Origin of the sequence: Massilia orientalis (assembly GCF_030411975.2) — a bacterium.
Lineage (GTDB): Bacteria > Pseudomonadota > Gammaproteobacteria > Burkholderiales > Burkholderiaceae_D > Telluria > Telluria orientalis.
On sequence record NZ_JASNRB020000007.1, the window covers coordinates 55232 to 80867 of the forward strand.

Sequence of the window (25636 nt, forward strand, 5' to 3'; positions counted from 1 at the left end):
ACCGTTACTCTGTACACATATTTGTTACAACGATATGTAAGGGGAACACCATGCAAGCATTCGCTGTCCGTCACACCGCCCGTGCCGCCCTCGTCGCCGCGATCCTCGCCGCGCCATTCGCAGCCCAGGCCGCACCCGACCACCATCCGCGCGCCGAAGCGCAATGCCGCAACTGCGCCACGGTCGTCTCGAACCATACATACAAGCGTGAACCCGAGCGCGCCAGCGGCGTCGGCGGCGTGGGGGGTGCAGTCGTCGGCGGCCTGCTGGGCAACCAGGTAGGCAGCGGCCGCGGCCGCACCCTCGCCACGGTGGCGGGCGCGGTGGGCGGCGCCTATGCCGGCAACCGCATCGAGCGCAACATGAAGGCGGAAACCTATACGGACGTGCGCGTGAAGATGGCGGCCGGCGGGTACCGTACCTTCACCGAGAAGGGCGCGCCGCGGTTCCGCAATGGGGAGCGCGTGCGCGTGCTGGATGGGCGCCTGGTGCGCTGACCCGTCGCTCCCGCGAAAGCGGGAGCCCATGCTGAACGTCGGAGGCCGGACGTCGAGCACATCGCGTTATCTTTAAGGTACGGATTTCTGTACCTCAGCATGGGTCCCCGCTTTCGCGGGGATGACGTTGTTTTACGTTCTTGATCACGAACCCGCTCGCCGGCAACGCCGGAATCCTGCGCATGCCGACCGTCAGGTCCTGCGGCGGCACGTCGTAGGCGATCTCGCCGGCGAACAACTGCAGCGCCGACTTCACCAGGTCGCCCGTGACGAATTCGCCCGGGCAGCGGTGGCCCGAATAATGGTCGCCGCCGCCGTGCGGCACGAAATCGAAGCCGCTGCTCTGCCGGCGGTCGAAGCGCTCCGGCCGGAACACCTCGGGGTCGCCCCAGATCGCGGGGTGGTGGTTCGTGCCGTACAGGTCGAACAACACCCACGTCCCTTTTTTCACATGCATTCCGCGCCAGTCGAAGGCGTGCAGGGCGCGGCCGCCCATCGCCGGGATGAACGGGTAGTAGCGCCGCACTTCCTGCATGAACCACGTCGTGTACGCGTCGTCGCCCGCGGCGATGCGCGCGCGGGATTCCGGGTGGTCGTGCAGCGCCAGCAGGCCGAACACGATGTAGCGCGCCACGGCCACCGTCGGGCGCAGCAGGTTGATGAGTTCCACGCCCGCGTGCTTGCGGTGCATGAGTTCCCCGTCGGCGCCGCGGTGGCGTGCGATCACGTTCAGCGGACTGTCGAACGCCGGCTGGACCTGGCCGGCGCGCACGGCGTCGACGAGGGCGCGGGCCCATTGCTCGGTGCGGGCACGCGCGAGGTGGCCGCGCCAGTTGCGCGGACCGGCCGAGCCGGCACCCGCGATCATCCGTGCGAATTCGCGCGTGCGCTCCTGCGCGTCCTCCGCGCTGATCGGAATCCCGGCCCAGTGGCACACCGCGCGGCACAGCACTTCCTGCGCGGCCTCGTGCACGACGACCTGCGCGTTGCCCGTCCACTGCGCGAAGCGCGTGCGCCATTCGGCCGCGGCCAGGCCGACGAGGCGCTGCCGCTCCAGGGGGCTGAACAACGACATCAGCATGGCCTTGCGCTTCTTGTGCGCCTCGCCGTCCAGCGCCATGACGCTGCCGAAGTCCTGCAGCAGGGCCATCGTCGTCGCCGGCAGCGCGTGGCGGCGCGTGAAGCGGCCGGGTTGATAAAACATGCGGCCCGCGTCCTCGCCGCGCACGCACAGCACGCGCTGCAGCATCAGGCGGGTCGCGAACAGGTCGCTGTCCAGCGCGGCGTAACGGCGCGGCATGAACTCGTAGCCTTGCGCCAGAAAGGCGATCGAGTTGTCGAAACCCGGGGCGCGCGGTGCGGCGTCGAGGGCGTCGGCGTGGTGGTGGTCGGTATTGCTCAAGACTTCTCCTGCGGTGGTGATACCAGATACTCGGTGCGTCAGTGCGGCACGGGCACGAAGGCGGGATCGGGCGTGTCCTGCAGCGCGCGCGGCAGGTAGATGGTCACGGTCGTGCCTTCTCCCTCGCGGCTCGCCAGCCGGATATGGCCGCCGCTCTGCTTGACGAAGCCGTGTGCCATCGACAGGCCCAGGCCCGTGCCCTTGCCCTCGGGCTTGGTCGTGAAGAACGGTTCGAACGCCCGCTCGATCACGTCGGGCGGCATGCCGCTGCCCGCGTCGCTGACGGCGATCGTGACGAATTCGCCGGGACGGATGCCGGGGTAGGCCAGCTGGTCGGCCGGGTCGATCGTCACGTTGGCGAGTGCGATGGTGACATTGCCGCCGCCTTCCATCGCGTCGCGCGCGTTGATCACGAGGTTCAGCAGCACGTTTTCCAGCTGGTTCGGGTCGACGAGGACGTTCCACAGGTCGGGCGGCATGGTCAACCGGATCGCGACGCTGTCGCCGGCCGCGCGGTGCAGCAGCGTGTCCATGCGTTCGATGAGCTGGGCCAGGTTGACGACGCTCGGGTGCAGCGGCTGGCGCCGCGCGAAGGCGAGCAGCTGGGCGGCCAGCTTCTTGCCCCGCTCGACGGCGTCGAGGATGTTCAGCAGGCGCTTGCGGCCGTTGTCGTCGCTGCGCAGCATCAGCTGGACGTTGGCGCTGATGATGTGCAGGATGTTGTTGAAGTCGTGGGCCACGCCGCCCGTCAGCTTGCCGACGGCTTCCAGCTTCTGCGAGCGCAGCAGCGCGGCGCGCGCGTCCTCCAGGCCTTGCTGGCGCTGGCGCTCGCGTTCCGCCGTTTCCTTGCGCGGGCGGATGTCGCGCACGAACGCCGTGACGCCGTAGCCGTGCTTCGTCGGCAGCGGCGTCATCGCGACCTCCACCGGGATCGCGTGGCCGTCGCGCGTCAGCGCGGTCGTTTCCGTGGGGCCCGTCAGCATCGCGCAGGTGCCGCGCTGGGCGAACTGCGCCAGGCAGTCGCGCCACGCCGCGCGCTCGGAGGCGGGGACCAGGAGGTCGAGCACGTCGTGCCCCACCGCCTCGCCCTCGCGCCAGCCGAACAGTTTGCAGGCCTGCAGGTTCCAGTCCGTGATGCGGCCGTCGGGTGCGATGGCGATGAAGGCGTCGTACGCCGTCTGCAGGATCAGGCGCACGCGTTCGCGTTCGGCGTCGATGCGGTCGCGCGAGGCGCGCAGTTCCACCGTCATCCCTTGCGCCAGCTGCAGCGCGCGGCGGCGTTCGGAGGCCAGCAGCCAGACGACGAGCGCCAGCAGCATGCCCAGGCCGACGCCGGTCAGCGCGATCGCGACGGTCGTGCGGCGCTCCAGCGATGCCTCGAAACGGGGCATCGAGTGGATGACGACGGTCCATGTGCGGCCGGCGCTGTCGACCGTCGTCTGGTAGTTCAGCAGCGGCTTGCGGCCGGGCGCGCCGCGGGAAGAGCGGTAGAGCAGGGCGTCCGCGGTGGGCGCGAGGCCATCGTAGATTTCGACCAGCAGGTCGTCCGCGTGTTCGCCGCCCAGGCCGCGCATCAGGTCGTTCATGCGGAACGGCGCGTACACCCAGCCGACGATGGCGGCGCGCCGGGCGTCGAGCGAGTCGTGCACGAGGCCGGCCTCGTATACCGGCATGTACATCAGGAAGCCGGGCTGGCCGCCGTTGCCGCCTTCCTGCACCAGCACGACCTTGCCGGTGGCGGCCGCATGGCCGGTATCGCGCGCCTGCTCCATCGCCGCGCGCCGCACCGGCTCGCTGAACATGTCGTAGCCGAACGCGCGCAGGTTACGTCCCGAGAACGGTTCGATGCGGGTGATCGACGTGATCACGGGGCGCGGCCCGGGCGGCTTGATCGCATAGTCGCGAAAGCCCTCGGCACGCATCGCGGCGACGTGCGCGTCGACACGGCCGGGCGGGACGATCGCGGCGATGCCCAGCGCCTCGATGCCGGGGAAGTGTTCGTTCAGGCGCAGCAGGTCGTAGTATTCGGCGAATGCACCGCGGTCGATCTCGACCGAGCCGCGCAGGAAGCCGCTCGTGGCCAGCAGCACTTCCTCGTAGACGTCCATGCGCCGGTCGATGCTGGCCGCCATGTCGCGTGCGCGGAAATTAAAATTGCCGGCCAGTTCGGCCGCCGCCGTCCGCTGCGCATTGCCGGCCACCATATAGGTCACGATCAACGCGGCGAGAAACGCGAGCGCGGCCAGGAGCAGGGGAAGGTGGACCGGGCTGCGCGGCGCCGGGCGGGTGGTTGAAACGAGCGATGGGTCTGGACGCGGCATGAATGCAGTACGCTGTACTCGACAAGGGAAAAGGTGGCAATGGTCCATTGCCGGCAGGGCAAGCGTGCCGTCATGACAGGATACGCGGGTGCCCACGAAATCGGCGCACAACAGGGCGCGTACCGTCCGGCTACAATGAGCGTTTTACGCCATGCCGATGCCTTCCCACTTCTCCACGATGAGCCTGCTGCAGCGCGTGCGCTGGGGTGCCGCGCTGGCCCTCGTCGCCGTCCTGCTGTGGGCCGCGCTCGCGCCCGTGCGCTACCCGACGCGCGAGCGCACGTTCGTGTTCCCGCGCGGCGCGGCCGTCCTGCGCGGGGAGCATGCCGGCCTGGTGCCGGCCGAGGTGCAGCTGACGCTGGGCGTGCGCGACGTCCTGCTGCTGCACAACCGCGACATCGCGCCGCACGTGTTCGGCCAGGTGCTCGTGCTGCCGGGCCACGCGTTCCGCCTGCCGTTCGAGCAGGCCGGCGACTACGTGTACGCCTGCGACGCGGCGCCCGGCCATGCCGTCACGGTGCGCGTGGCGAATCATCCCGATCCTGGTTGGGCGCGTCTCGGGTGGCGCCTGCGTGGGCTGGCCGAGGCCGTACGCACCTTGCCGATCGTCGCGCCGGACGACTGACGGGACGCGCAATCGTGCTCCGTCCCGCGCGGCGAATCTGTCATCATGCGCGCATGGCCACGATCACGTTACCCCTGTTCCCGCTCAGTACGGTCCTGTTCCCGGATGGCGTGCTGCCGCTACAGATCTTTGAGGTACGCTACCTCGACATGATCAGCCATTGCCTGACGGAAGACGAGCCGTTCGGCGTCGTGCTGCTGACGCATGGCCAGGAAGTGCGCACTCCGCAGGGCCAGGAAAAGTTCGCGTCGGCGGGCACGCTGGCGTCCGTGCAGGACACGACGGCCTCCACGCCGGGGCTGCTGCAGGTGGTGTGCCGCGGCGGTGCGCGTTTCAATGTCCTGGAAAGCGAACGCCGCACGAACGGCCTGTGGATGGCCGAGGCGGAATTGCTGGACGACGATCACATCGTGCGCATCCCGTCCGACCTGAAGGGCGCGGCCGATGCGCTCGACCGCGTGCTGGCGTCGCTGCACGACGTGCCGCAGAGCCGCTGGCCCGTGCAGCCGCCGTTCCGCCTGGACGATTGCGGCTGGGTGGCCAACCGCTGGTGCGAGCTGCTGCCGCTGCCCAATCACCAGAAGCAGAGCATGCTCATGCTGGACAATCCGATGATCCGGCTGGAGCTGCTCCATGACGTGCTCGACGAGCACGGCTTGATCACGTCGTAATCTACGCTTCGACGCTGACGGCGCTACTGGTCGAGGGCGTGTCGCCGTCGTCCGAATACGCCTTCAACAACTGCAGCGCATGGGCGAATGCGCGCATCGGATCGCGCTCGTCGTGCGGTTTGGCCGCCTGGCCGCTGTCCGATTCGCTGGCCTGCTTCGTCTCGTACGCCGCCTGTTCCTGGGCGCTGACGGTGCCGTCGCCGTTGGTGTCGGCCGGCTCGGTCGTGCTGGTGGTGCTGCTGCTCGTGCTGTCGGCCGCACCGCCCGCGCCGCCCGCGCCGCCTGCACCGCCCGGCGGCGGACCGGGCGGGGGACCGTCCGGCCGCATGCCGCCGCCGTTCACGCGCGCCGCGTCGTATTGGGCGTTGAGCTGGCCGGACAGCTTCGTCATCGCATCCGTGAGCTCGCTCCTGGTGACCTTGCCGTCGCCATCGCCGTCGAGGGCGCTGAAGGCGTCGTCGATGTCGCCCGACTGCATGCCGCCGCCATCGTCCGTCGCCGAGAGCGCGCTCTGCAGGTCGGTCTTCTCGATATAGCCCTGCTTCTTCGTATCGAGTTTGGAAAAGACGGAATCGGCCCACGTCGACAGGCCACCGCTGATGCTCGCTACCATGCTGGAATCCTTTATTTGATGAACTATTTATTCAAAGAATTATCGGTCCGACAAGCGATTTAAGGCTGTAAAGGCGCGTAAAGGTAGGTAAAAACACGGATTTCATATACAGGGGGTACGATTTGAGGTAACCTTGAGCGCGATTTAGATTCTCTACGTCAGCCTAAGCCGCCGCTCCCGGCCAAGCCCGCGCGAGGCGCGTCCCGTCATCCCGGTTTACCCGCGTTGGCCCAGCCAGGGCAGCAGCCCGGCCGTAGAACGCAACGATTCATTGCCCGAAAGAAAACATGTCTGAAACACCGACCACTATTGAAGCTGGCGGCGCGCCGACCGTGCGCTTCGCCGATTTCGGCCTCGCGCCTGAGATCCAGCGTGCGCTGTCGGACCAGGGCTATGTCCATCCGACCCCGATCCAGGCCCAGGCGATCCCCATCGTCCTGCAGGGCCGCGACGTCATGGGCGCGGCCCAGACCGGCACCGGCAAGACGGCGAGCTTCTCGCTACCGATCATCCAGCTGCTGCTGCCGCATGCCAACACGAGCATGTCGCCCGCGCGCCATGCCGTGCGCGCCCTCGTGCTGACGCCGACACGCGAACTGGCGATCCAGGTTGCCGAGAACGTCAAGGCCTATGCCCAGCACACGCCGCTGCGCTCCACCGTCGTCTTCGGCGGCATGGACATGAAGCCGCAGACCGAGATCCTGCGCCGCGGCGTCGAGATCGTCATCGCCACGCCGGGCCGCCTGCTCGACCACGTGGAGCAGAAGAACATCAGCCTGGGCCAGGTGCAGATGCTCGTGATGGACGAAGCCGACCGCATGCTCGACATGGGCTTCCTGCCCGACCTGCAGCGCATCATCAACCTGCTGCCGAAGAAGCGCCAGAACCTGATGTTCTCGGCCACGTTCTCGCCGGAGATCAAGAAGCTGGCGTCCAGCTTCCTGAACGACCCGCTGACGATCGAAGTCGCGCGCAGCAACGCCACCAACACCTCGATCACGCAGGTGCTGTACAAGGTCGACGAAGAGCAGAAGCGCAACGTCGTCGAGCACCTGATCCGCGCGCGCGACCTGAAGCAGGTCCTCGTGTTCTCGAACACCAAGATCGGCGCCTCGCGCCTGGCGCGTTACCTCGAGCAGGCCGGCATCAAGGCCTCCGCCATTCACGGCGACAAGACGCAACAGGAACGCATCGCCGCGCTGGATGCGTTCAAGAACGGCGACATCGACGTGCTCGTCGCGACCGACGTCGCGGCGCGCGGCCTCGACATCACCGACCTGCCGTGCGTGATCAACTACGACCTGCCGTACAACGCCGAGGACTACGTGCACCGCATCGGCCGCACGGGCCGCGCCGGCGCCACGGGCGATGCGCTGTCCGTGTATTCGGACAAGGACGAGCGCCTGCTGGCGGACATCGAGAAGCTGATCAAGCAGACCATCACCCGCGGCGAACTGACGGGCTTCATGCCGTCGCGCGGCGGCGAGCGCGGCGAGCGCCCGGTCGAGCGCCGCGGCGGCCGCCGCGAGACGGACAGCCCGCGTCCCGAGCGCACGGAACGTCCCGACCGCGGTCCGCGCAACTACGGCGCGCCGCGCCGCGACAAGATCGATCCGTGGTTCCTCAAGCCGTACGAACCGTCGGCAGCCCCGCGCAAGGAAGCGCCCCCGGCACCGGCTGCATCGGGCAAGCCGAAGCCCAAGCTGGCGGCGCTGCTGGGCGGACTCCCGAAGCAGTAAGCTCCCTTACGTCGTCCCCGCGAAGGCGGGGATCCAAGTTCGACGCGTTACGACACCGCATGCAACATTGGGCCCCCGCCTGCGCGGGGGCGACGGTAATTAGACTTCCTTTCCCAGCGCCGCCTCCACCCGCTCCAGCAGATCGCCATGCTTGTACGGCTTGGCGAGGATATTCAGCCGCTGGCCCTGCCCGCGTCCCGGCAGTTCGTCCATGTAGCCCGTCGTGACGAGCACCTGCAGGCGCGGGCGCAGCCGGCGCGCTTCGTCGACCAGCTGCAGGCCGTTCATCCCGCCCGGCATGATCACGTCCGTGAACAGCAGGTCCACCCGCGCGCCTTCGCGCAGCAGGTCCAGCGCCTGTTCTCCGCTGGCGGCCGCCAGCACCGCGTAGCCGGCCATGCCCAGCACGCTCTCCGCCAGTTCGCGCACGTCGTCGTTGTCTTCCACCACGAGCACGCTGGGCCGGCTGCCCGCCATGGCGTCCGTTTCCGGTGTCGTCGCGTCGAGCTCCGGCCCCGCGCCGCCGGCACCGTCCTGGCCATTGTCGGCCACGGGGAAGATCATGCGCACCGTCGTGCCTTCGCCCGGCTTGCTGTCGATTTCCAGGCGGCCGTGCGACTGCTGCACGAAGCCGTGCACCATCGCCAGGCCGAGCCCCGTGCCCGGTCCCTTGGTCGTGAAGAAGGGCTCGGTCGCGCGCTGCAGGACTTCGGGCGGCATGCCGGTGCCCTTGTCGACCACGCACAGGTCGACATAGGAGATGCGCTCCTCGCCGCGCACGATGGCGGTGCCGACCGTCACCTGGCCGCCGTCCGGCATGGCATCGCGCGCGTTGATCAGCACGTTCAGCAGGGCCATCTCCAGGTGCGTCGGATCGAGGTAGCACAGCGGCAGGCCGGGACGCAAGTCGAGGCGCAGGTCGACCTTCTCGCCCAGCGTGCGCACGAGCATCTCGGAAAATTCCACGACGAGGGTGTTGATGTTGATGGCCTTGGGTTCCAGCCGCTGCTTGCGCGCGAACGTCAGCAGCTGCTGGGTGAGCTTGCCGGCCCGCATGGCCGCGCGCTGCGCCCGTTCCAGTGCGGTGCGCGCCATGTCCGGCTTGTCGAGGCTGATCAGCGCGACTTCCAGGTTGCCGTTGATGACTTGCAGCAGGTTGTTGAAGTCGTGCGCCATGCCGGCCGTCAGCTGGCCGATCGCTTCCATCTTCTGCGCCTGCAGGTGCGATTCCTGGCTCGTGCGGCGCTCCGTGACGTCCATCTGCGACGCGAAGAAATACAGCAGCTGGCCGTCCTGGTCGAAGATCGGGCCGATGAACAGGGCGTTCCAGAACGGCGTGCCGTCGGCCTTGTAGTTCAGGATGTCGACGGCGACGGCGCGCTGCTCGGCGACCGCCTTGCGCACCTCGTCCACCGTGCTGCGATCCGTCTGCGGGCCCTGCAGGAGGCGGCAGTTGCGGCCAACGACGTCGTCTTCCTTGTACTGCGTGAGGTCGAGGAAGGCGCCATTGCAGAACACGATCGGGTTATCGGGCTGGCGCGGATCCGTGATGACCATCGGCATGCGCGTCATCTCGACGGCGGCGAAGAAGATGTTGCCGCGGTCCTGCAAGCCATCGCGGTCGATGTACGTGGCCTGCCAGTGGTTGACGCCGGGGCTGCCCATGGGCTCGTAGGCATTGCCCTCGATCTCGCCGTCGGCGCGCACGCCATAGCTCTGGCCACCGCCCTGCACCTCGACGTTCCTGTTGCGCGTTTGTTCTTTTTTCGGACCGACGACCATACGATTTCCCTGGACATGAAGGCTTGCGAAGCCTTCATTCTGGCGGGGCGGCGGTCGGTGCTCTGTACGTGCGCGCACAGAGCACCTCGGCGTCAGGCGGCCGGTGCGGACAGCAGCGCCAGTAGCGCCTGCGCCTGTTCCCGCCAGGTCATCCACGTCATGCCGTGCGACGCCGGATGGCGCCCCTCGGCATGCAGCGCGAGCCAGGCGCGCACCGCGTCGGCCAGCGCCGCGCCGTCCAGGCCCGAGAAGTAATACGCATGCTCGCCCGCCACTTCGCGGAACACGGGCAGGTCGCGCGCCAGCAGCGGCAGGCCGTGGTGCGCCGCCTCGATCAGCGGCAGGCCGAAGCCTTCGCCCTCGCTGGGGAACAGCAGGCAGGTGCTGGCCAGGTAGACTTGCTGCAGCGTGTCGTCGTCGATGCCGTCCAGCCACAGCAGGCGGCGGCCCAGTTCCGGACTGCCGCGCAGGCGTTCCATGATGCGGGGCAGCGTGCGGCGGTCGGCGTCGGCCAGCGGCTTCCAGCCTTCGCGGCCCACGATCACGAGGTTTACGTCCACCCCCGCGGCCCACAGCTGCTCGAAGGCCTCGATGGCCTGCAGGTGGCCCTTGCGCGGCTCGATCGTGCCCACCATCAGGAAGCTCGGGCGCGCTGCGACTTGCTCCGCGACTGACGATTGCACCGCGTCGTGCGGCTTTTCCAGTTCCAGGTCGGCGCCGAGGTGCAGCGCCGTCAGCAGCTGGCCCGGCCGGCGCGCCGCGCCGCGCGTCGCCAGCCATTGGGCGAGGTCGTCGCACACCGCGTGCGAGATGCAGACCAGGCGGTCCGCCTCGCCGGCCACGCAGTCGAGGAATGCCGCGTGCGTGACGTCGGCATGGGGCGGGAAGAATTCCGGCCGCAGCACGGGCAGCAGGTCGTACACCGTGAAGTTGATGGAGACGCCGCGCGCGCGCCAGGCGGCGTACAGACCGCTGCGCGCGGCCGTCATCGCGGCATGCGGCGAATGGTCGGCGCAGTAATAGATGTCGCCGGCCAGCACGTCCACCACGGGGTCCGGCCCCTGCAGCACCTGGTCGATGCCGAGCAGGCGCGCCGCGTAGTTGCGCGCGTAGCGGTATTGCGGGTGGCCGCCCGTTTCGTCGAGGTACACCGGTTCGACGCGCCAGCCGATCGCGCGCATCCCGAGCAGTTCCTGCAGCTGGTTGCGCACGACGCGCTCGATGCCCGTCTTGAGGTCGTGGCGCGCGATCGTCGTCACGTCCAGCAGCAGCTGGCGCGGCTGCAGCGGGTCGGGCGCGCGCGCGATGCAGCGCGCGAGACGCTGCAGCAGGGCGTCGTCGTCGTCGAGGCCGGGCGTCGCCAGCAGCGCGCGCAGCAGCGCGGGACGGCCGTGCCGCTGTTTCCGCGCATCGCGCGCGAGGGCCGCCTTGTACATCAGGCCCACGCGTTCCGGGCTGTTGCGCGTGCCCATCAGCGCGAAGCCGGCGGCGCCCAGCGCGAGGCGGCGCGCGTCGTCGGCGCGCAGCGCTTCCAGCGCGGCGACGAGCGCGTGTTGTTCAAACACGTCCGGCAGCATCCACACGGCGTCGTGCGGGAATTCCGCCATTGCGCCGTTGGCGTTGATGATCACGGGCAGGCCGTAGATCATGCAGTCGAGGACCGTGCCCGACGTCTCGCCGCGCGAACTGGTGCGCAGCTGCACGCCGAGGTCGGCGGCCTGCAGCCAGCGGAAATAATCGTCGTCCGACGTCCAGCCGGAGATGCGCACGCGTTCCCCCGCATGGGCGGCGGCGATGGTGTCCGTCATCTGGCGGCCGTAGTCGCCGCCGTGGTTGGCGCCGACGAACACGAGGTGGCAGCTCGTGTCGCCGTGCAGGCTGGAAGCGAGCCAGGCCTGCAGCAGTTCCAGGCAGTGCTTGGTGGGCGCGACGAAGCCGAAGTTACAGACGACGAAGGCGTCGTCCGCGATGCCGAGCGCGCGCCGCGCCCGCATGCGGTCGTTCTCGGCCGGCACCGCGCGCGGCAGCTGCGCCGGGCTCCAGTCGGCGCCGGCCTCCGGCCCGTACCACTCGCGCGCGAGCTGGCGCGCGTAGTCGGAGTGGACGATCACGTGCGACGCGTCCTGCAGGATCTCCAGGTTGCACGGGTAGTCCTGCTTGGCGCGTTCGAGGCCGTCCGGCCCCATGCTCGCCTGCACGGCCGCGTAGCCGTGCGAGTGGAGCAGGCTGCGCGTCCACACGTCCGGCATCGCGCCCGTGACCTGCTCGTACGAGAGCATCCCGCTCAGGAAGAAGTCGTGCAGGACGACGACGCCCGGATGGCGCTGCAGCAGCGGCATCATGTGGCTGTGGAACGGGCTGTTGCCGAACTGGTAGACGATGTGCCGGTAGCGGTCCGGATGCGCGTCGAGCCATGCGAGCGGATGCCGCGGCAGGTGCGCGAGTTCCGGCGGCAGCGTCACCTCCGCCTGGTGCACGATCAGTTCCACGTCGAAGTGGGGCAGCAGCGTGGGCAGCACGCGCACGGCGTAGTCGGCGACGCCGGTGCGTTCCGGCGGCAGCGGCGACAGGAAGGCGATGCGCGGCTTGGCGTGCGCGTCCGGTGCCGGCGCCTGCGCCGCCGCATGCGCTTCCAGCGCGGCGATCGCGCGGCGGGCGCTGTGGTCCCAGCTGAACTTGCGCGCCTGGACGGCGCCGTGCTCGCGCAGGCGTGCCTGCAGCGCCGGATCGTCGAGCACCTGCCGGATGCGCGCCGCGATGGCGGCCGGGTCGCGCGGGTCGAACAGCGCTTCCGGGTTGCCGATCACTTCCGGGACGCTGGTGCTGTCGGCGCCGATCACGAGCGCGCCGCACGCCATCGCTTCCAGCGCGGGCAGGCCGAAGCCTTCGTGCAGCGACGGGAACACGAACAGCGCGGCGCCGCGGTACAGGTCGATCAGGTCGGCGTCGCTCACGTAACCCGTCAGGACCATCTCGTCCGGCGCGAGGCCGTGGCGGCGCGCGAGGTCGCGCAGGCGCTGGCGCTCGCCGTCGTTGATCTTGCCGGCGATGAGCAGCTGGTGCGCGGCGCGCTGCACGGGCGGCAGCATGCCGTAGGCGGCGACGAGGCCGTCGATGTTCTTGCGCGCGTCGAAGCCGCCGGGCGCGCACATCAGGTAAGCGCGGCGGATGCCGAAGCGCGTGCGCAGCGCGGCCGCGTGCGCCGCATCGAGCGCGGCGGGGCAAAAGGTCTCGTCCACGGCCGTCGAGATCGAGACGACGCGCGCCGGATCGAGGCCCAGCGCGTCGATGGCTTCCTGGCGCGAGTAGTCGGAAATCGCCAGCAGCAGGCCGGCCTGGCGCAGCGAGGCGATCTTGCGCTCGTAGTAGTGGCGCTGCTCCGGCTGGGCCAGGTATTTGTCCGGGTTCAGGAACGGGATCAGGTCGTACAGGACGGCCGCGGTGGACGCGCCGTCCGCCAGGCGGCCGATCGAGACGACGGCATCGTCCACATAGCCTTCGAACAGGCTCGTGACGAGCACGGCGTCCGGGCGCAGCTGGGCGATCGCGTGTTCGCGCAGCAGCTCGGACGCGCGCGCGCGCGGGCCGTTGTGCGGATGCGATTCGGCCGTCGGGCCGACGATGTCGAACACGCAGATGCGCTCCGGCGGCACGAGGCCCGCGAACGCCTGGCGGATGTCGTCGATGGCGCTGCCCAGGGCGGCGTTCAGCACGAGCCAGACCTCGTGGCCGCCGGCATTGCGCGCCACGCCCAGCGCCAGCGCGAGCGAATAGCGGCCGATGCCGCGGTAGCGGCTTTCGGACTGGGCGCCCTGGAGATCAATGACGATCCGCATCGTTCATCCTTGCTTGTTCCTGTTTCAGTTGGCGCAGCTGGCGGTACGCGCGCGCGGCGCGCGGCGACAGCTCGCCCGGTTCGTCGTCCAGCCGCACGCGCGCGGCGCCGCTGTTGTCCAGCATGAGCGTGTACAGGCGGGCTTCCAGCGCCGGCACCTTGCGCAGCAGGGCGCGCGCGGCGCGCTTCATGCCTGGACGGCGCAGCACGGCGCCGCCGGCGCCGCGCACCAGGCCTTTTACGCGCGTCTTGATGCCGCTGCCGATGCGGCCCTCGCGCTGCGCGCTGCGCAGGCGCAGGGCCAGCGTCATCGCGCGCCGCAGCGGTTCGGTGATGCGCCACGAGGTGCTCGACAACAGGTCGACGACGCGCTGCGACATCTCGGCCGCATGCGCCTCGGCCCGGCCGATGCGCTCGTCCAGCCGCGCCAGCGCGTGATGCAGTTCCTGCGCCTGCGCCTGGGCGCTCGCCAGTTGCTGCGCGAGGTCGGTGCCGTGCCGTTCGACGCGGGCGAGGATGTGGTGGATCTCGGCGTCGCGGCCGGCCAGCTGGTCTTCGTAGCGCAGCGCGAGCTGGCCCAGCGTGATGCCCCAGCGGGCGGAGAAAGCGGCGTCGAAGCGGGCCAGCGTGTCCGGGTCGGCGGCCTTCTGCGCCACCACGGCGTAGTCGGGACTGACGCCTTCGAGCACGTTGATGAGGCCCAGCGGCGCGCCTGTGTGCAGTTGCGGATCTTCCTGCAGGCGCACGATGCGCTGGCGCGCGAAGCCCGCGTGTTCGGCCGCGAAGCCGAGCAGGCCGGGAGGCAGCGGGTGCAGGTGCGAGGGATCGAGATAGAAGCTGGTGGCGCCGACCGTCAGGTTTTCCGGGTTCGGCGTCTCCATGACGAGCAGGCCGCCCGGGCGCAGCGCGCGCAGCGCTTCGGCGATCAGTTCGCGCACGAGGTCGAACGGCAGGTGCTCGACGAGGTGGAAGGCCGAGACCAGCGCCAGGCTGCCGTCCGGCTGGGCGCGCAGCGCGGCCAGCGCGTCGCCGTGCTGCGCGGCGAGGCCGCGTTCGCGGCATGCGGCCAGCATGCCCTCGTCGAGGTCCACGCCGCGCGCATCGAAACCGCTTTCGCCCAGCAGCTCCAGCCATTCGCCGCGGCCGCAGCCCAGGTCGAGGGCGACGGCCGGCGCGTCCGGCCGCAGCAGGGGATCGGTGAAGGGGGCGTAGGCGCGCAGCCGCTCCTTGATGGTGTCGCGCGAACCGCGGTAGCGGTCTTCGAAGGCGCGGTAGAACGATGTCTGGCTCATCGCCGGATCTCCACTTGCGGTTCCAGCCAACTGCTGCCCACGAACTCGCGCCGGTTCATGTTCATGACCATGAAGATGGCCGCCAGGTCGCGCCATTCGTAGTTGTCGGCCAGATGGGTTTCGTTGCTCGTCAGGGCGGTGGTGATCGAATAGCTGCCCGGACCCAGGTTGAGCGGGAAGCGGAAGCGGTAGTCGATGGTTTCGCCGGCCGCGAGGTCCGTCAGCGGGTGGTCGAGGAAGTGCGTGTTGGTGCCGAAGATCTGCTGGCCCAGGCGGTCCTTGATCATGTAGCCCAGCACGAGGCGCGGCAGCGGCTTGTTCACGCGCACGCGGATGCGCAGGGTGGCCGGCACGCCCACGTTCAGCACTTCCAGCGCCCGGCCTTCCTCGTTTTCCAGCGCGACGTCGACGACGTTCGCGTGGCCGTTGCCGGACGTGGTCTGGACGCGGCCTTCCGGCGTGCGTACCTGTTCCACCGTCGTGCCTTCGCGCTCGGCGATCAGCGCGTTGTAGTAGTCCATCACTTCCTCGGGCGTGCCCTGCTTGGCCAGGCGCCCGCCGTCGAGCAGGATCGCGCGGTCGCAGATCGACTGCATCGCGGCGCGGTCGTGGCTGACGATCAGCAGCGTCGTGCCCTGCTTGCGGAACTCGCGGATGCGGTCGAAGCTCTTGTGCTGGAAGTAGGCGTCGCCGACGGACAGCGCCTCGTCCACGATCAGCACGTCCGGCCGGCGCACGGTGGCCACGCTGAACGCGAGGCGCATCTGCATGCCGGACGAGTACACGCGCACGGGCTGGTCGATGTAGTCGCCGATCTCGGCGAACGCCTCGATCTGCGGCATCAGTTCCTCGAGCTCGTGCACGCCGAGGCCCAGCAGCTGGCCCGCCATGAAGACGTTCTGGCGGCCCGTGAAATCGGGGTGGAAGCCCATCCCCAGTTCGAGCAGCGCCGCCACGCGGCCGCTGATCGCCACGCCGCCCGTGGTCGGCTGCGTCGTGCCGGTGATCAGCTTGAGCAGCGTGCTCTTGCCGGCGCCGTTGATGCCGATGATGCCCACGGCGTCGCCCGGCGCCAGTTCGAAGCTGATGTCCTGCAGCACCCACTTCAGCTTGTGGCGCGGCTGGTTGCCGGGCAGGATCCATTCGGCCAGCCGGCTCCAGCGGTTGCCGTACTGTTTATAGGCCTTGCCCAGGTTTTCGACTCGGATCGCGCCCATTACAGTTCATCCACCATTTCGCCCGCGCGCTTGCGGAACAGGTGCATCCCCAGCGCGCAGAACAGCAGCGCCAGCACCGTGACCGGCACCAGCCCTTTCCAATGCGGCAGCCGGCCGTCCAGCAGGATGCCCTGGCAGGCCTGCACGACGGCCGCCATCGGGTTCCAGGCCAGCAGCGGACGGATGTCCTGCGGCAGGGCCGTGGCGGGATAGACGACCGGCGTGAACCAGAACCAGAACTGCAGCACGATCGCGAAGAACTGGCCGACGTCGCGGAAGAACACGTTCAGCACGCCCAGTATCATGGCCAGGCCGATCGCGAACAGCACCAGCACGCCGAGCACGGGCACCAGCGCCAGGAACGACCAGCCGGGGAACGAGCCGCTGATGGCGAGGAAGACGGTGAACAGGCCGAAGATGATCGCGAAATTGACCAGCGCGTTGAGCACGACGACGATCGGCAGGCAGATGCGGGGAAACTGCAGCTTCTTGATCAGGTTGGCGTTTTCGAGGAAGACGTTCTGGCCGCGCGACGTGATCTCGGCGAACAGGCCCCACGTGAGCACGCCCGCGCACAGGTAGATGCTGTACGCGAAGTGGCCGGTGCTGCCCTGCAGGCGCGTGCCCATCACCTGCGAAAAGATGACGGTGTACACGACGATCATCGCGAGGGGATTCAGGATGGTCCACGCGGCGCCCAGCAGGGAATTGCGGTACTTGGCCTGGAATTCGCGGCGTACGCTACCCGCGATGAAGCCGCGATAGCGCCAGACGCCACCCAGCATGGAACGGGAAATCATAGGGAGACGAAAGGAGGAAAACCGGATGGTAAGTTGTTGATTATAACATGTTGCAAGTCGCTAATTTACGTCTTACCAATTGTTACGAATGGGCGCGAACGTCAGCCGTCGATCAGCTTTTGCAGCGCGTCCGGCTTGACGATGATGAGGCGGTGCGTGCCTTTTTCGATGATGCCCTGTTGCACCAGGGTGAGCAGGGCGCGGGTCACCGTTTCGCGGCTCGTGTTGATCATGTTGGCGATGTCCTGATGCGTGGGCAGGTTTTCCACGACCTGCATGTTGCCGTCCTTTTGCTCCTTCAGCAGGTTGAGGAACGTGTAGATGCGGCGCGATGTGTTGTGGATGCTGAGCAGGGCGCGGAATTCCGAATCGCGCTGCACTTTCTCGGCCAAAAAGCGCAGCATCTGGTTCGCGACCGACGGCGAGTGGGAAAACAGGTACAGTGCCGTCGCGCGCGGCAGCAATGCCACCAGCACGGACGTCAGCGCCACGACGGACGCAGAGCGCATCGAGCCGTTGATGACGGCGATTTCGCCGAAGAAGTCGCCCGGTTGCAGCAGGCGCAGGCCGATCGCGCGGCCATCTTCCGTGACGTCGACGACTTGCAGCGAGCCCGTCAGCAGGAACAGCAGGCTGTCGCCGGCCGCGCCCTTTTGCAGGACGATGTCGCGCTTGGCGTACTGGCGGATGCGCAGGTCGGACTTCACCCGCTGCATGTGCTCCTCGCTGAGGTTGGCCAGCAACGGGATCTTGCGCAGGTGGATGTGCACGTTGACTTCCTGCGGCGCCGGCTCGTTGGCGGCCGCGGCCGGATCCGGCACCAGCTCCTTCGGGACGATGTCGTTGTCCGTCTCGTTCTTACGTTTGCTCGACGATGTCATTCGCGTCTCAGATCACTTGTAACAGTCCGAAAACCAGGGTGGCGGCCAGGATGCCTGCCGTGTTGGCGCCCATGTCGCGCCAGCAGAAACTGCGTCCGGGCACCATTTTTTGCAGCAATTCGATCGCCAGCCCCGCCATCAGCAACCCCAGCAGCCAGACCGCGCGCCAGGGCCATGCGGGTTCGATATGCAGCGCGAGCGCGCTCAGTCCGGCAAACGCGATGAAGTGCAGTAGTTTGTCGTGTGGCAATAACGGCAGCCAGCGCGCCGGCAGCAGGCAGCCAAGGACAACCGCGGCTGCGGCAGCCAGGAAGACGATCAGTTCCCAGGACATATCGGTCGATTGCTTGTACACCGAATCCCGGCGTCAGAAATTATCCCATCGCAGACTTAGCTGCAGAGCCCGACTATTATATTGGAACAGCGAGATGTTCTCGCGATTGAACGTGCCGCGCCATTCCAGCACCAGGCTGGTGTGTGGCCGCAGCAACCACTGGCCGGCGGCGCGCAGCGTCGTCGTGTCTTGCCGCCGGCGCTTGTCGATCAGGTTGGGGGAATAGATCTCGCTGCTTTGCCACATCTGGTGGCTCAGTCCCGCTTCCAGGCCCAGGCGGCTGGTCACGTCGCCGGACCATTGCAGGTTGCCGAACCAGCCCTTGCGGTCGCCGCCGGGACGGTCCGCCGCGCTGGCGTCGTGCAGCCGGGTCAGCGTGGCCTGCGCCAGGCCGAATTCGCTACGATAGCCGAAGATGCCACCGATTTCCACCGTGTTGCCGTCATAGGCCGGGCGTGTCGGATACGTGACATGGCTGTAGTTCGCCGTGGCCGCGAACTCGACCCCGGGTGCCAGCCGGGCCGCCGGGGGCGCCAGGCGTGCCTGGACTTGCTGCTGGCGCTGGTACAGGGTGCCGTCGAGCGTCACGTAGCCGGTCGCCGCGGTGCCGCGCAGCCGCCAGGCGAACGGTTTCCACGTGTGCTCGACGGCGGCCAGCACGGAGGCGGTGTCCTGCGCGCGGACGTTGTCGTGCCGGCGCGTGTACGCCTGGACGATGAGGTCGCTGTCCGCATCGCCGAGCGGACGCAGCCACGACGCGGACAGCTGGCTGAACGCGTCGGCCCGGGGCAGGAAGGACGGGTCGAGCTGGTATTCCGTTTGGGTGCTGCCCGTGCCGATCGTGAAGCGCGGATCGCTCGCGCCCTGGTTGACGTTGTCGTCGTGCCCGCGGGTGGCGGCCAGCAGCCAGACGCCGCCCCTGCGCGCCGGCGCCTTGCCGCAACCGGTGGCGCGGTAGCGCGCGATCACGTCTTCGATGCCGGCCGGCACGGCCATACGTTGTTCGAGGCTGGAAAACAGGCGCTCCGCCTCCGCCGCGTTGCCCAGTTCGCACTGGCTGATGGCGAGGTCGAGCCACGCGCCGGCGTGGCGCGGTTCGCGCTCGACGACGCGCTGCAGCAGGGCGGCGGCTTCCTCGAGGCGGCCTTCGCCCAGGGCCAGCAGCGCCGCGGCGTACAGGTCGCCCGGCTGGGCCGGATCGGCGGCGATGGCGAGCGGCGCCTGCTGGGCGCGGACCGTGCCGGCGGCGAGACACGACGACAGCGCCGCGGCCAGCGCGGCGCACATGGACAGGCGCCTCATGCGTTGCGCTCCAGCGTATAGATGCGGAGCGAGCGTTCCTTGCCGCGCAGCTGGCGCTCGCCCAGCGGCAGCAGGCGGTGGCGGTGCGCCCGGGAGGCCGTGCCTTCGCCGATGATCACGTCGTGCGGATAGTCGCGTGCGGCCTGTTCCAGGCGCGCGGCCGTGTTCACGCTATCGCCCACCGCCGTATAGATGCTGCGCGCGGCCGTGCCGTAGTCGCCGGCCATCGCGGTGCCGCTTTCGATGCCGATGCGCACGCGCAGCGCCGGCTTGCCGTTGGCGACGCGTAGCGCGGAGAAGCGCGCCACTTCGCGCAGGATGCTGGCGGCGGCGTCCAGGGCGAGATCGGCGTGGTCGTCGTCCGGCAGCGGCGCGCCCCAGAATGCGACGAGGCCGTCGCCCGTGTATTTGTCGAGCGTGCCGCGGTGTTCCAGCACGGGGCGCGTCAGGCAGTCGAGGAATTCGGTCGTCAGGCGCGACGCGTCTTCCAGCGACAGCGACTCGACCTGGCCCGTATAGCCTTCCATGTCCGCCACGAGCGTCGTCACCTCGAGCCGGCGCGGCGCCAGCGGGTCCTGCAGGTCGCTGCGCAGCAGTTCGTCGACGACGGCGCCGGCGACGTATTGGCGCAGCGTCCCCAGCAGCTGGCGCGAGCGGCGCTGCGCCAGTTCCCACTGAAACGGCACCGCGACGGCGAGCAGGTACAGGCAGCAGAACAGCGGCGCCGCCGGCGCGAAGACGGGATCGCGCGGCGCCAGCAGCCACACGACGCCGAGCCACACGAACGCGCTCGCGCCCAGCAGCAGCGCATTGGCGGCCGCGGCCATGCGCGGCAGCGTATAGCCCGTCAGCAGCACGACCGCCAGCGTGAAGGCGAACGCGATCGCGCGGCCGGGCAGCGGCGCGGGTGCCAGGCCCTGCTGGCGGTCCAGCAGCGACGTCAGCATCGACGCGTGGACCAGCAGGCCGGCGCTGGACGCGCCCAGCGGCGTGGAAATGCGGTCGCCGAGGCTCAGCGAGGACGAGCCGATCAGCACCAGCCGGCCGCGCGCCATGCCGGGCGGCATCCGGCCCGCGAGCACGTCGCGCGCCTTGACGACGTCGTACGCCGACCAGGCGCGGGAATAGGGGATGCGCTCCACCGGACGCACCGGCGGCACGGCGGCTGTCGCGGCGCCGCAACATTCGAGTAAGGCGAGCGAGAGCGTAGGATAGACTTGGCCCTGGTACGTGGTCCGCATCGGCAGGCGGCGCAAGGTGCCGTCCGCGTCGGGCAGTACGCCGATGTTGCCGGCGTGACGCGCCACTGCGAATGTCGCGTGGTTGGCCAGGTAGCCATGCGCGCTCGGGATGCCGGCCGTCGCCCGGGCAGGCCGGCCGCCGATCAGCCGGCCGCTCGCGAGGGGCGCGGCGTCGTGCAGGTAGTCGAACATCTGGGCCAGCACGACGGGGCCGTGGCTCGCCAGCATGGCAAGGCGCAGGTCGCCGGACGTATCGGCCGGTTTCTCGAGCAGGATATCCAGTGCGACGCCGCGGGCGCCGTCCGCCAGCACCAGTTCGACCAGGTCGGCGATGCGCGCGCGGGGCCACGGCCACGGCAGCTGCGCGACGCTGCTTTCGTCGATGTCGACCACGAGCACGCGCCGTTCCGGTGCCGATGTCGCCTGCAACTGGATAGTTTTGTCGCGCAGCCATTCGTTGGCCGCGGCCGTGAAAGCGGGGCCGTCGTGCCACTGCAGCCAGCCCCCGATGGCCAGGGCCACGAGCGCGATCAGGCCGCGCAGGATGCCTGTATCGCGCAAAGTGGTACGCAGGAAACCGGGGAATCTCATCAATAAAGAAGACGAAGGGCGCAGGAAGCTGGCGAATGTCGAAGTATAACTGCTTGTTAGTCTGGAATTATATGTTGCTTGAACCAATCCTCAGTGCAACAATCGTTACTTGTGACGACGGTCACAGACTTTAGCATTTGCGTCAGGACAATGCTAGTTATGGAGGACTCTATGCTGAAAAAACTCGCCCTGGCCATTGGCCTGATGTGGTCGCTTGTCGACATGGCGTACGCCGCCGAGGCCGGGCGTGTCGTATTTACCGCGGGACAGGCCCAGGTCGGCCGCCACGCTGCCACCCTCAATACTGCGGTGGGCGAGGGCGACGAACTGTCGACCGGTGGCGACGGCTATATCTATATGAAGACCGTCGACAACGGTTTCCTGATCCTGCGCCCGAACAGTACGGCGCGCGTCGTCACGTATTCGATCGACAAGGCCGATCCGTCGAAGACGCAGGTCAAGCTCGAGCTCCTGCGGGGCGTGGCACGGGCGATTTCCGGCCAGGGTGTCAAGCAGGCCCGGCAGAACTTCCGCTTCAACACGCCCGTTGCCGCGATCGGCGTGCGCGGGACCGACTTCACCGTGTACACCGACCAGCAGACCACCCGCGTGACCGTGCTGTCCGGCGGCGTCGTGATGAGCGGCTTCGGCGCCAACTGCACGGCCGCGGGCACGGGCCCCTGCGAGGGCCGCAGCGCACGCGAACTGTTTGCCGGCCAGGCGGGCCTGCTGCTGCAGGTGGAGCGCGGCACCAGCGTGCCGCAGCTGCTGCAGAACCCGGCGCTGGCGCCGGACCAGACGGAAAAGCCGCGCAGCGACGAACCTGCCGCCAAGCAGGCGCTGTCGGCGACGCCGGCGGCTCAGGTCAACCTGGATCCGCAGCGCTCCGAGCAGTCGTTGAACAGCGCGCGTCCCGTGACGCCGCCGCCGCCGGGCTCGAACAACCCGCCGCCGGTCGTCACGCCGCCGCCCGTCGTGATCAACGACCCTACGCCGCCGAAACCGACCCAGCCGTCGCCGCCGGAAATCTTCTGGGGCCGCTGGCAGGCGCTCGCCGGCCTGCCGGCGCAACCGGGACGTATCGGTGATGCCGATGTGGAAATTGCCACCTATTACGCGCCGTATGCCATTACCCGCGTAAAAAATACGGAGCTCGTACTTCCGAGGGACGGTACGGCCGCATTCAAATTGATGAGTGGTGAAGCGATCATGTCGAATAGCATCGGCGACCGCCCCGCCAATATCCAGTCGGGGCAGTTGAATATGGACTTTTCCAAAAGAACGTTTTCCACGTCATTGGACGTGAGAGCGGGAAATGATCGTGCCGACGTCATCGGTAACGGCGTGATTACCGACAAGGGGATGCTGTATGAGGGAATCGGCTCGCCCACCATCATCCGCGGCTATCTGGGCGGTTCGAACGCCGAACAGGCGGGTTATATCTTCAAGAATTCCGCCACGCCCGGCATTACCGTCAGCGGCGCCACGCTGTGGGGACGCTGAAAAATGGCGTCAATTGCGTGGAAATCCGTGAGTATCTGAAATAACGTGTAAATAAATTGTATTAATGAAGTAAAAATTCGTAGCTTTGTGATGACTGTCACAACGCTACTTTGGTGGTCTGGCAATATACTTCGCAGTTCTGCAAATAGCGTTCCGTATCTCGGCACGCGAACCGGTAGCAGACTTGGTTTAAACCACAATCTTTAAAGGATTTCACATCATGGCAGCACAAGACTACACCAGCGTAGTGCAGCAACTGTACGTTTCGTACTTCGGCCGTCCGGCCGACTACTATGGCCTGCAGAATTTCGCGGCAGCCCTCGACAAGATGGGCGCACCGAAGGACTTCGCCGCGGTGCAAGCTGCTGTGCAGGCCGACAAGGCAGGCACCACCGCGCTGTCGCAACTGGTGAACAGCTTCAACTCGTCGGCTGAGTCGGTCGCCCTGTACGGCAACGACAACAGCCAGATCGGCATCGGCAAATTCGTCAACGCCATCTACCAGAACGTCCTGGGCCGTGACGCCGACAAATCCGGCTTCGACTTCTGGGTCAACGCCATCAACACCGGCGAACTGACCAAGGCCAACGCCGCCGCCGCCATCACCCAGGCAGCACTGACCAACACGTCGGACCAGGGCAAGCTGGACGCACTGACCGTGCAGAACAAGCTGGCCGTCGCCACCGCCTTCACGACCGCACTGGACACCCCGGCCGAGATCACCTCGTTCTCGGGTGACGCAGCTGCCGCAGCCGCACGTTCGCTGCTGCTGGGCGTGAACAGCAGCACCAACCTGACCGCCTACCAGGCCAACATCAACGACACCATCGACAAGCTGGGCAACGTCGTCAACGGCACGACCTTCTCCGTGACCACCGGCGTCGACACGCTGGCAGGCACGAGCGGCAACGACGTGTTCAACTCGCTGAACGTCGCAGCTGACGGCCAGACCGCATCGTCGACCCTGAGCGCATTCGACTCGATCGACGGCGGCGCAGGCAAGGACACGCTGAACGTCTACACCGACGGCACGACCAATGCTTCGATCCCGGCCAATGCCACGATCAAGAACATCGAAACCGTCAACATCTTCAACACCGGCGCCGCTGCAACCGGCCTGACCGACGCTTCGAAATACGCTGGCGTGACCGCCCTGTGGCAGACCGGTGCTGCTGCCAACGTTACCAACCTGTCTGCAACCACGACCGCTGGCTTCCACGGCCTGAACGGTGCAGTGGGTGTCGCTGCTGTTGACGCTGCTGCAACCGCAACCATCGCTCTGGACAAGGCAGTCGAAGGCTCGACCCTGAACGTGACCTCGGGCGCTGCCGGCACGCTGGCTACCGTCGTCGTGGGCGGCACCGTCGTCGACGGCGGCGATGCTGGCTCGGACGTTGGCAACATCAACCTGAACATCACCGGCGGCAAAGATGTCCAGACCCTGATGGTCAACACCGCTGTTGCTACCAACGTGGCTTCCACCGCCAACGGCAAGGCAGTCACCACGATCGACGCCAGCGCAAGCACCGGCGCCATCACCTACGCCGACAGCGAAACGACCGTTGCCAACATCAAGACCGGTTCGGGCAACGACACCGTGACCCTGGTGGCTGCAACCGTCAAGGATGACTCGGCTACCACCGCTGACGAAACCGTCAACGCCACCGTCAACACCGGCGCAGGCAACGACAAGATCACCGTCAACGCATCGGGCAACGGCATCGTGACGATCGTCGCTGGCGACGGCAACGACACCGTCAACGTCACCGGCCGCAGCAGCGGCGCGCTGAACGTCGACCTGGGCGCAGGCAACGACACCTTCACCTCGACCGTCGCTATCGGCGCGAACGACAAGATCGACGCCGGCGCTGGCACCGACACCCTGCTGCTGAACCTGGTTGGTTCGGCCAACGTGGGCGCATTCAGCAACTTCGACGCATTCGACGCCAAAGGCCTGGCCAAGGCCCTGGACGTGGACATCCTGTCGCAGAAGAACACCGTCACCGAAATCGTCGCTTCCGCTGACGTCGGCGTCGGCGCTTCGCTGCTGAACGTGGGTTCGGGCGTGAGCTACCGCGTCACCGGCGACACCAACGTCGCCAACGCGCTGAGCCTGACCCAGAAGGTCGCTGGCGACCTGACCGTCACGCTGGACATCGACGAATCGGGCGACGCTGCTACCTCCACCGCGACCAGCGCTGACGCAGCCGTCAACGCCACCAACGCCACCGGCGTGAAAGTCGTGTTCGATTCGTCGTTCGTCGGCGCATCGAAAGCTGCTGGCGACAACGTCTCGGCACTGACCCTGACCGCTGGCGCAGCGAAGACCATCGCTGTCACCTCGGGCGGCGCCAACGCCGAAAACCACCTGACGCTGACCGCCAGCGACGCGCTGACCTCGGTCACCGTCACCGGCGCAAGCGAACTGGTGATCGACTCGGTCACCGGCGCAACCAAGCTGGCGTCGATCGACGCATCGGCTGCAACCGGTGGCCTGACCGCCTCGCTGGCTGACGTCGCCAACGGCGGCACCATCAAGCTGGGCACGGGCGCTGACATGATCACCATCACCAGCGCTTCGACCGTCGGTGCTGTCGAGTCGATCTCTGGCTTCGAGAAGACCGCCGCCGCTGCCGTGGGTTCGGATGCAACCGCCAAGGCTGCTGCAATCGCCGACGCCGACGTGCTGTCGTTCGCTGGTACCGTTGCTGCTGACGGCGGCCAGATCTCGAAGGGCGTGCTGAGCTTCACCGGCGCCGGCCCGTCGACCCTGGCTGATGCTGTCGGCCTGGCTGACGGCGCTGCTACCGTCGCTGGCTCCGCTGTCGTGTTCGAATACCTGGGTAACTCCTACGTGTTCGTCCAGGGCGGCGCGACCGACACGCTGGTCCAGCTGGCTGGCATCACCGGCATCAAGAACTTCGCCGAAGACGGTGCTACCGACCACTTCTTCATCGTCTAATCGATGCTTCGGTCGCCATCCGCTCCGG

At 67.8% G+C, this 25636-nt stretch carries 18 protein-coding genes; 6 read left to right on the plus strand and 12 right to left on the minus strand.

All coding sequences use genetic code 11. From position 1 onward, the window contains the following. Window positions 1–50 precede the first annotated feature (50 nt). Window positions 51–497, plus strand: a complete 447-nt coding sequence (locus tag QPK29_RS12590; protein ID WP_371769010.1) for a glycine zipper 2TM domain-containing protein — start codon at window positions 51–53, stop codon at window positions 495–497. 94 nt (window positions 498–591) lie between these two features. On the opposite strand, the gene QPK29_RS12595 is transcribed toward QPK29_RS12590, so the two are convergent. Both QPK29_RS12595 and QPK29_RS12600 read right to left on the minus strand, forming a co-directional pair. Continuing rightward, window positions 592–1899, minus strand: a complete 1308-nt coding sequence (locus tag QPK29_RS12595; protein ID WP_371769011.1) for a cytochrome P450 — start codon at window positions 1897–1899, stop codon at window positions 592–594. A gap of 38 nt (window positions 1900–1937) precedes the next feature. Then, a complete protein-coding gene (locus tag QPK29_RS12600; RefSeq protein WP_371769012.1) occupies window positions 1938–4220 on the minus strand; it encodes a CHASE domain-containing protein in 2283 nt (760 codons plus the stop codon). A gap of 151 nt (window positions 4221–4371) precedes the next feature. Between QPK29_RS12600 and QPK29_RS12605 the strand changes: the two genes are divergently transcribed. Together QPK29_RS12605 and QPK29_RS12610 are read left to right on the plus strand one after the other, a co-directional pair. Next, window positions 4372–4845 (plus strand): cupredoxin domain-containing protein, encoded by a 474-nt coding sequence (locus QPK29_RS12605; protein ID WP_371769013.1) that lies wholly within the window; start codon window positions 4372–4374, stop codon window positions 4843–4845. 53 nt (window positions 4846–4898) lie between these two features. Next, window positions 4899–5516, plus strand: coding sequence for an LON peptidase substrate-binding domain-containing protein (locus QPK29_RS12610; RefSeq protein WP_056130231.1), 618 nt, complete (start codon window positions 4899–4901; stop codon window positions 5514–5516). 1 nt (window position 5517) lies between these two features. On the opposite strand, the gene QPK29_RS12615 is transcribed toward QPK29_RS12610, so the two are convergent. Beyond that, complete coding sequence (locus QPK29_RS12615; RefSeq protein WP_371769014.1) at window positions 5518–6129, minus strand: EF-hand domain-containing protein; 612 nt, start codon at window positions 6127–6129, stop codon at window positions 5518–5520. 287 nt (window positions 6130–6416) lie between these two features. Here QPK29_RS12615 and QPK29_RS12620 point away from each other — a divergent pair, with 287 nt between their 5' ends. After that, the gene (locus QPK29_RS12620; protein WP_371769015.1) at window positions 6417–7868 is read left to right on the plus strand and encodes a DEAD/DEAH box helicase; all 1452 of its coding nucleotides are present in this window, start codon (window positions 6417–6419) and stop codon (window positions 7866–7868) included. A gap of 99 nt (window positions 7869–7967) precedes the next feature. Here QPK29_RS12620 and QPK29_RS12625 read toward each other — a convergent pair whose 3' ends face one another. The 9 genes from QPK29_RS12625 to QPK29_RS12665 form a co-directional block, all read right to left on the minus strand. Next, on the minus strand, window positions 7968–9650 hold the full coding sequence (locus tag QPK29_RS12625; protein WP_371769016.1) for a histidine kinase famiy protein: 1683 nt from the start codon (window positions 9648–9650) through the stop codon (window positions 7968–7970). 92 nt (window positions 9651–9742) lie between these two features. Next, window positions 9743–13486, minus strand: a complete 3744-nt coding sequence (locus QPK29_RS12630) for a glycosyltransferase (protein ID WP_371769017.1) — start codon at window positions 13484–13486, stop codon at window positions 9743–9745. After that, window positions 13470–14777, minus strand: coding sequence for a class I SAM-dependent methyltransferase (locus tag QPK29_RS12635; RefSeq protein ID WP_371769018.1), 1308 nt, complete (start codon window positions 14775–14777; stop codon window positions 13470–13472). Before QPK29_RS12635 ends, QPK29_RS12630 begins: the two co-directional genes overlap by 17 nt. After that, entirely contained in the window at window positions 14774–15994 is a 1221-nt protein-coding gene (locus QPK29_RS12640) for an ABC transporter ATP-binding protein (protein ID WP_160409363.1), read from the minus strand. Before QPK29_RS12640 ends, QPK29_RS12635 begins: the two co-directional genes overlap by 4 nt. Next, window positions 15994–16794, minus strand: coding sequence for an ABC transporter permease (locus tag QPK29_RS12645; RefSeq protein ID WP_160409362.1), 801 nt, complete (start codon window positions 16792–16794; stop codon window positions 15994–15996). The genes QPK29_RS12640 and QPK29_RS12645 overlap by 1 nt, the downstream gene beginning before the upstream one ends. A gap of 101 nt (window positions 16795–16895) precedes the next feature. Next, window positions 16896–17675, minus strand: a complete 780-nt coding sequence (locus tag QPK29_RS12650; RefSeq protein WP_082577122.1) for a Crp/Fnr family transcriptional regulator — start codon at window positions 17673–17675, stop codon at window positions 16896–16898. Between the two features lie 7 nt (window positions 17676–17682). Beyond that, a complete protein-coding gene (locus tag QPK29_RS12655) occupies window positions 17683–18030 on the minus strand; it encodes a VanZ family protein (RefSeq protein ID WP_400189764.1) in 348 nt (115 codons plus the stop codon). A gap of 12 nt (window positions 18031–18042) precedes the next feature. Further along, window positions 18043–19311 carry a tetratricopeptide repeat protein gene (locus QPK29_RS12660; RefSeq protein ID WP_371769020.1) on the minus strand — a complete coding sequence of 423 codons (1269 nt, stop codon included), beginning with the start codon at window positions 19309–19311 and terminating at the stop codon, window positions 18043–18045. Continuing rightward, window positions 19308–21113, minus strand: coding sequence for a CHASE2 domain-containing protein (locus tag QPK29_RS12665; protein WP_371769021.1), 1806 nt, complete (start codon window positions 21111–21113; stop codon window positions 19308–19310). Before QPK29_RS12665 ends, QPK29_RS12660 begins: the two co-directional genes overlap by 4 nt. A gap of 201 nt (window positions 21114–21314) precedes the next feature. On the opposite strand from QPK29_RS12665, the gene QPK29_RS12670 reads away from it, so the two are divergent. Both QPK29_RS12670 and QPK29_RS12675 read left to right on the plus strand, forming a co-directional pair. Next, window positions 21315–22646 carry a FecR family protein gene (locus QPK29_RS12670; RefSeq protein ID WP_371769022.1) on the plus strand — a complete coding sequence of 444 codons (1332 nt, stop codon included), beginning with the start codon at window positions 21315–21317 and terminating at the stop codon, window positions 22644–22646. Between the two features lie 220 nt (window positions 22647–22866). Beyond that, window positions 22867–25608: a DUF4214 domain-containing protein gene (locus tag QPK29_RS12675; RefSeq protein WP_056130260.1), complete on the plus strand. Its 2742-nt coding sequence runs from the start codon at window positions 22867–22869 to the stop codon at window positions 25606–25608. Window positions 25609–25636 lie beyond the last annotated feature (28 nt).

What these genes read in the sequence shown, in the direction of transcription:
- QPK29_RS12590 (WP_371769010.1), top strand. Translation starts at nt 51, where the DNA reads ATGCAAGCATTCGCTGTCCGTCACACCGCCCGTGCCGCCCTCGTCGCC.
- QPK29_RS12600 (WP_371769012.1), bottom strand. Translation starts at nt 4,220, where the DNA reads ATGCCGCGTCCAGACCCATCGCTCGTTTCAACCACCCGCCCGGCGCCG.
- QPK29_RS12605 (WP_371769013.1), top strand. Translation starts at nt 4,372, where the DNA reads ATGCCGATGCCTTCCCACTTCTCCACGATGAGCCTGCTGCAGCGCGTG.
- QPK29_RS12610 (WP_056130231.1), top strand. Translation starts at nt 4,899, where the DNA reads ATGGCCACGATCACGTTACCCCTGTTCCCGCTCAGTACGGTCCTGTTC.
- QPK29_RS12615 (WP_371769014.1), bottom strand. Translation starts at nt 6,129, where the DNA reads ATGGTAGCGAGCATCAGCGGTGGCCTGTCGACGTGGGCCGATTCCGTC.
- QPK29_RS12620 (WP_371769015.1), top strand. Translation starts at nt 6,417, where the DNA reads ATGTCTGAAACACCGACCACTATTGAAGCTGGCGGCGCGCCGACCGTG.
- QPK29_RS12625 (WP_371769016.1), bottom strand. Translation starts at nt 9,650, where the DNA reads ATGGTCGTCGGTCCGAAAAAAGAACAAACGCGCAACAGGAACGTCGAG.
- QPK29_RS12630 (WP_371769017.1), bottom strand. Translation starts at nt 13,486, where the DNA reads ATGCGGATCGTCATTGATCTCCAGGGCGCCCAGTCCGAAAGCCGCTAC.
- QPK29_RS12635 (WP_371769018.1), bottom strand. Translation starts at nt 14,777, where the DNA reads ATGAGCCAGACATCGTTCTACCGCGCCTTCGAAGACCGCTACCGCGGT.
- QPK29_RS12640 (WP_160409363.1), bottom strand. Translation starts at nt 15,994, where the DNA reads ATGGGCGCGATCCGAGTCGAAAACCTGGGCAAGGCCTATAAACAGTAC.
- QPK29_RS12645 (WP_160409362.1), bottom strand. Translation starts at nt 16,794, where the DNA reads ATGATTTCCCGTTCCATGCTGGGTGGCGTCTGGCGCTATCGCGGCTTC.
- QPK29_RS12650 (WP_082577122.1), bottom strand. Translation starts at nt 17,675, where the DNA reads ATGACATCGTCGAGCAAACGTAAGAACGAGACGGACAACGACATCGTC.
- QPK29_RS12660 (WP_371769020.1), bottom strand. Translation starts at nt 19,311, where the DNA reads ATGAGGCGCCTGTCCATGTGCGCCGCGCTGGCCGCGGCGCTGTCGTCG.
- QPK29_RS12670 (WP_371769022.1), top strand. Translation starts at nt 21,315, where the DNA reads ATGCTGAAAAAACTCGCCCTGGCCATTGGCCTGATGTGGTCGCTTGTC.
- QPK29_RS12675 (WP_056130260.1), top strand. Translation starts at nt 22,867, where the DNA reads ATGGCAGCACAAGACTACACCAGCGTAGTGCAGCAACTGTACGTTTCG.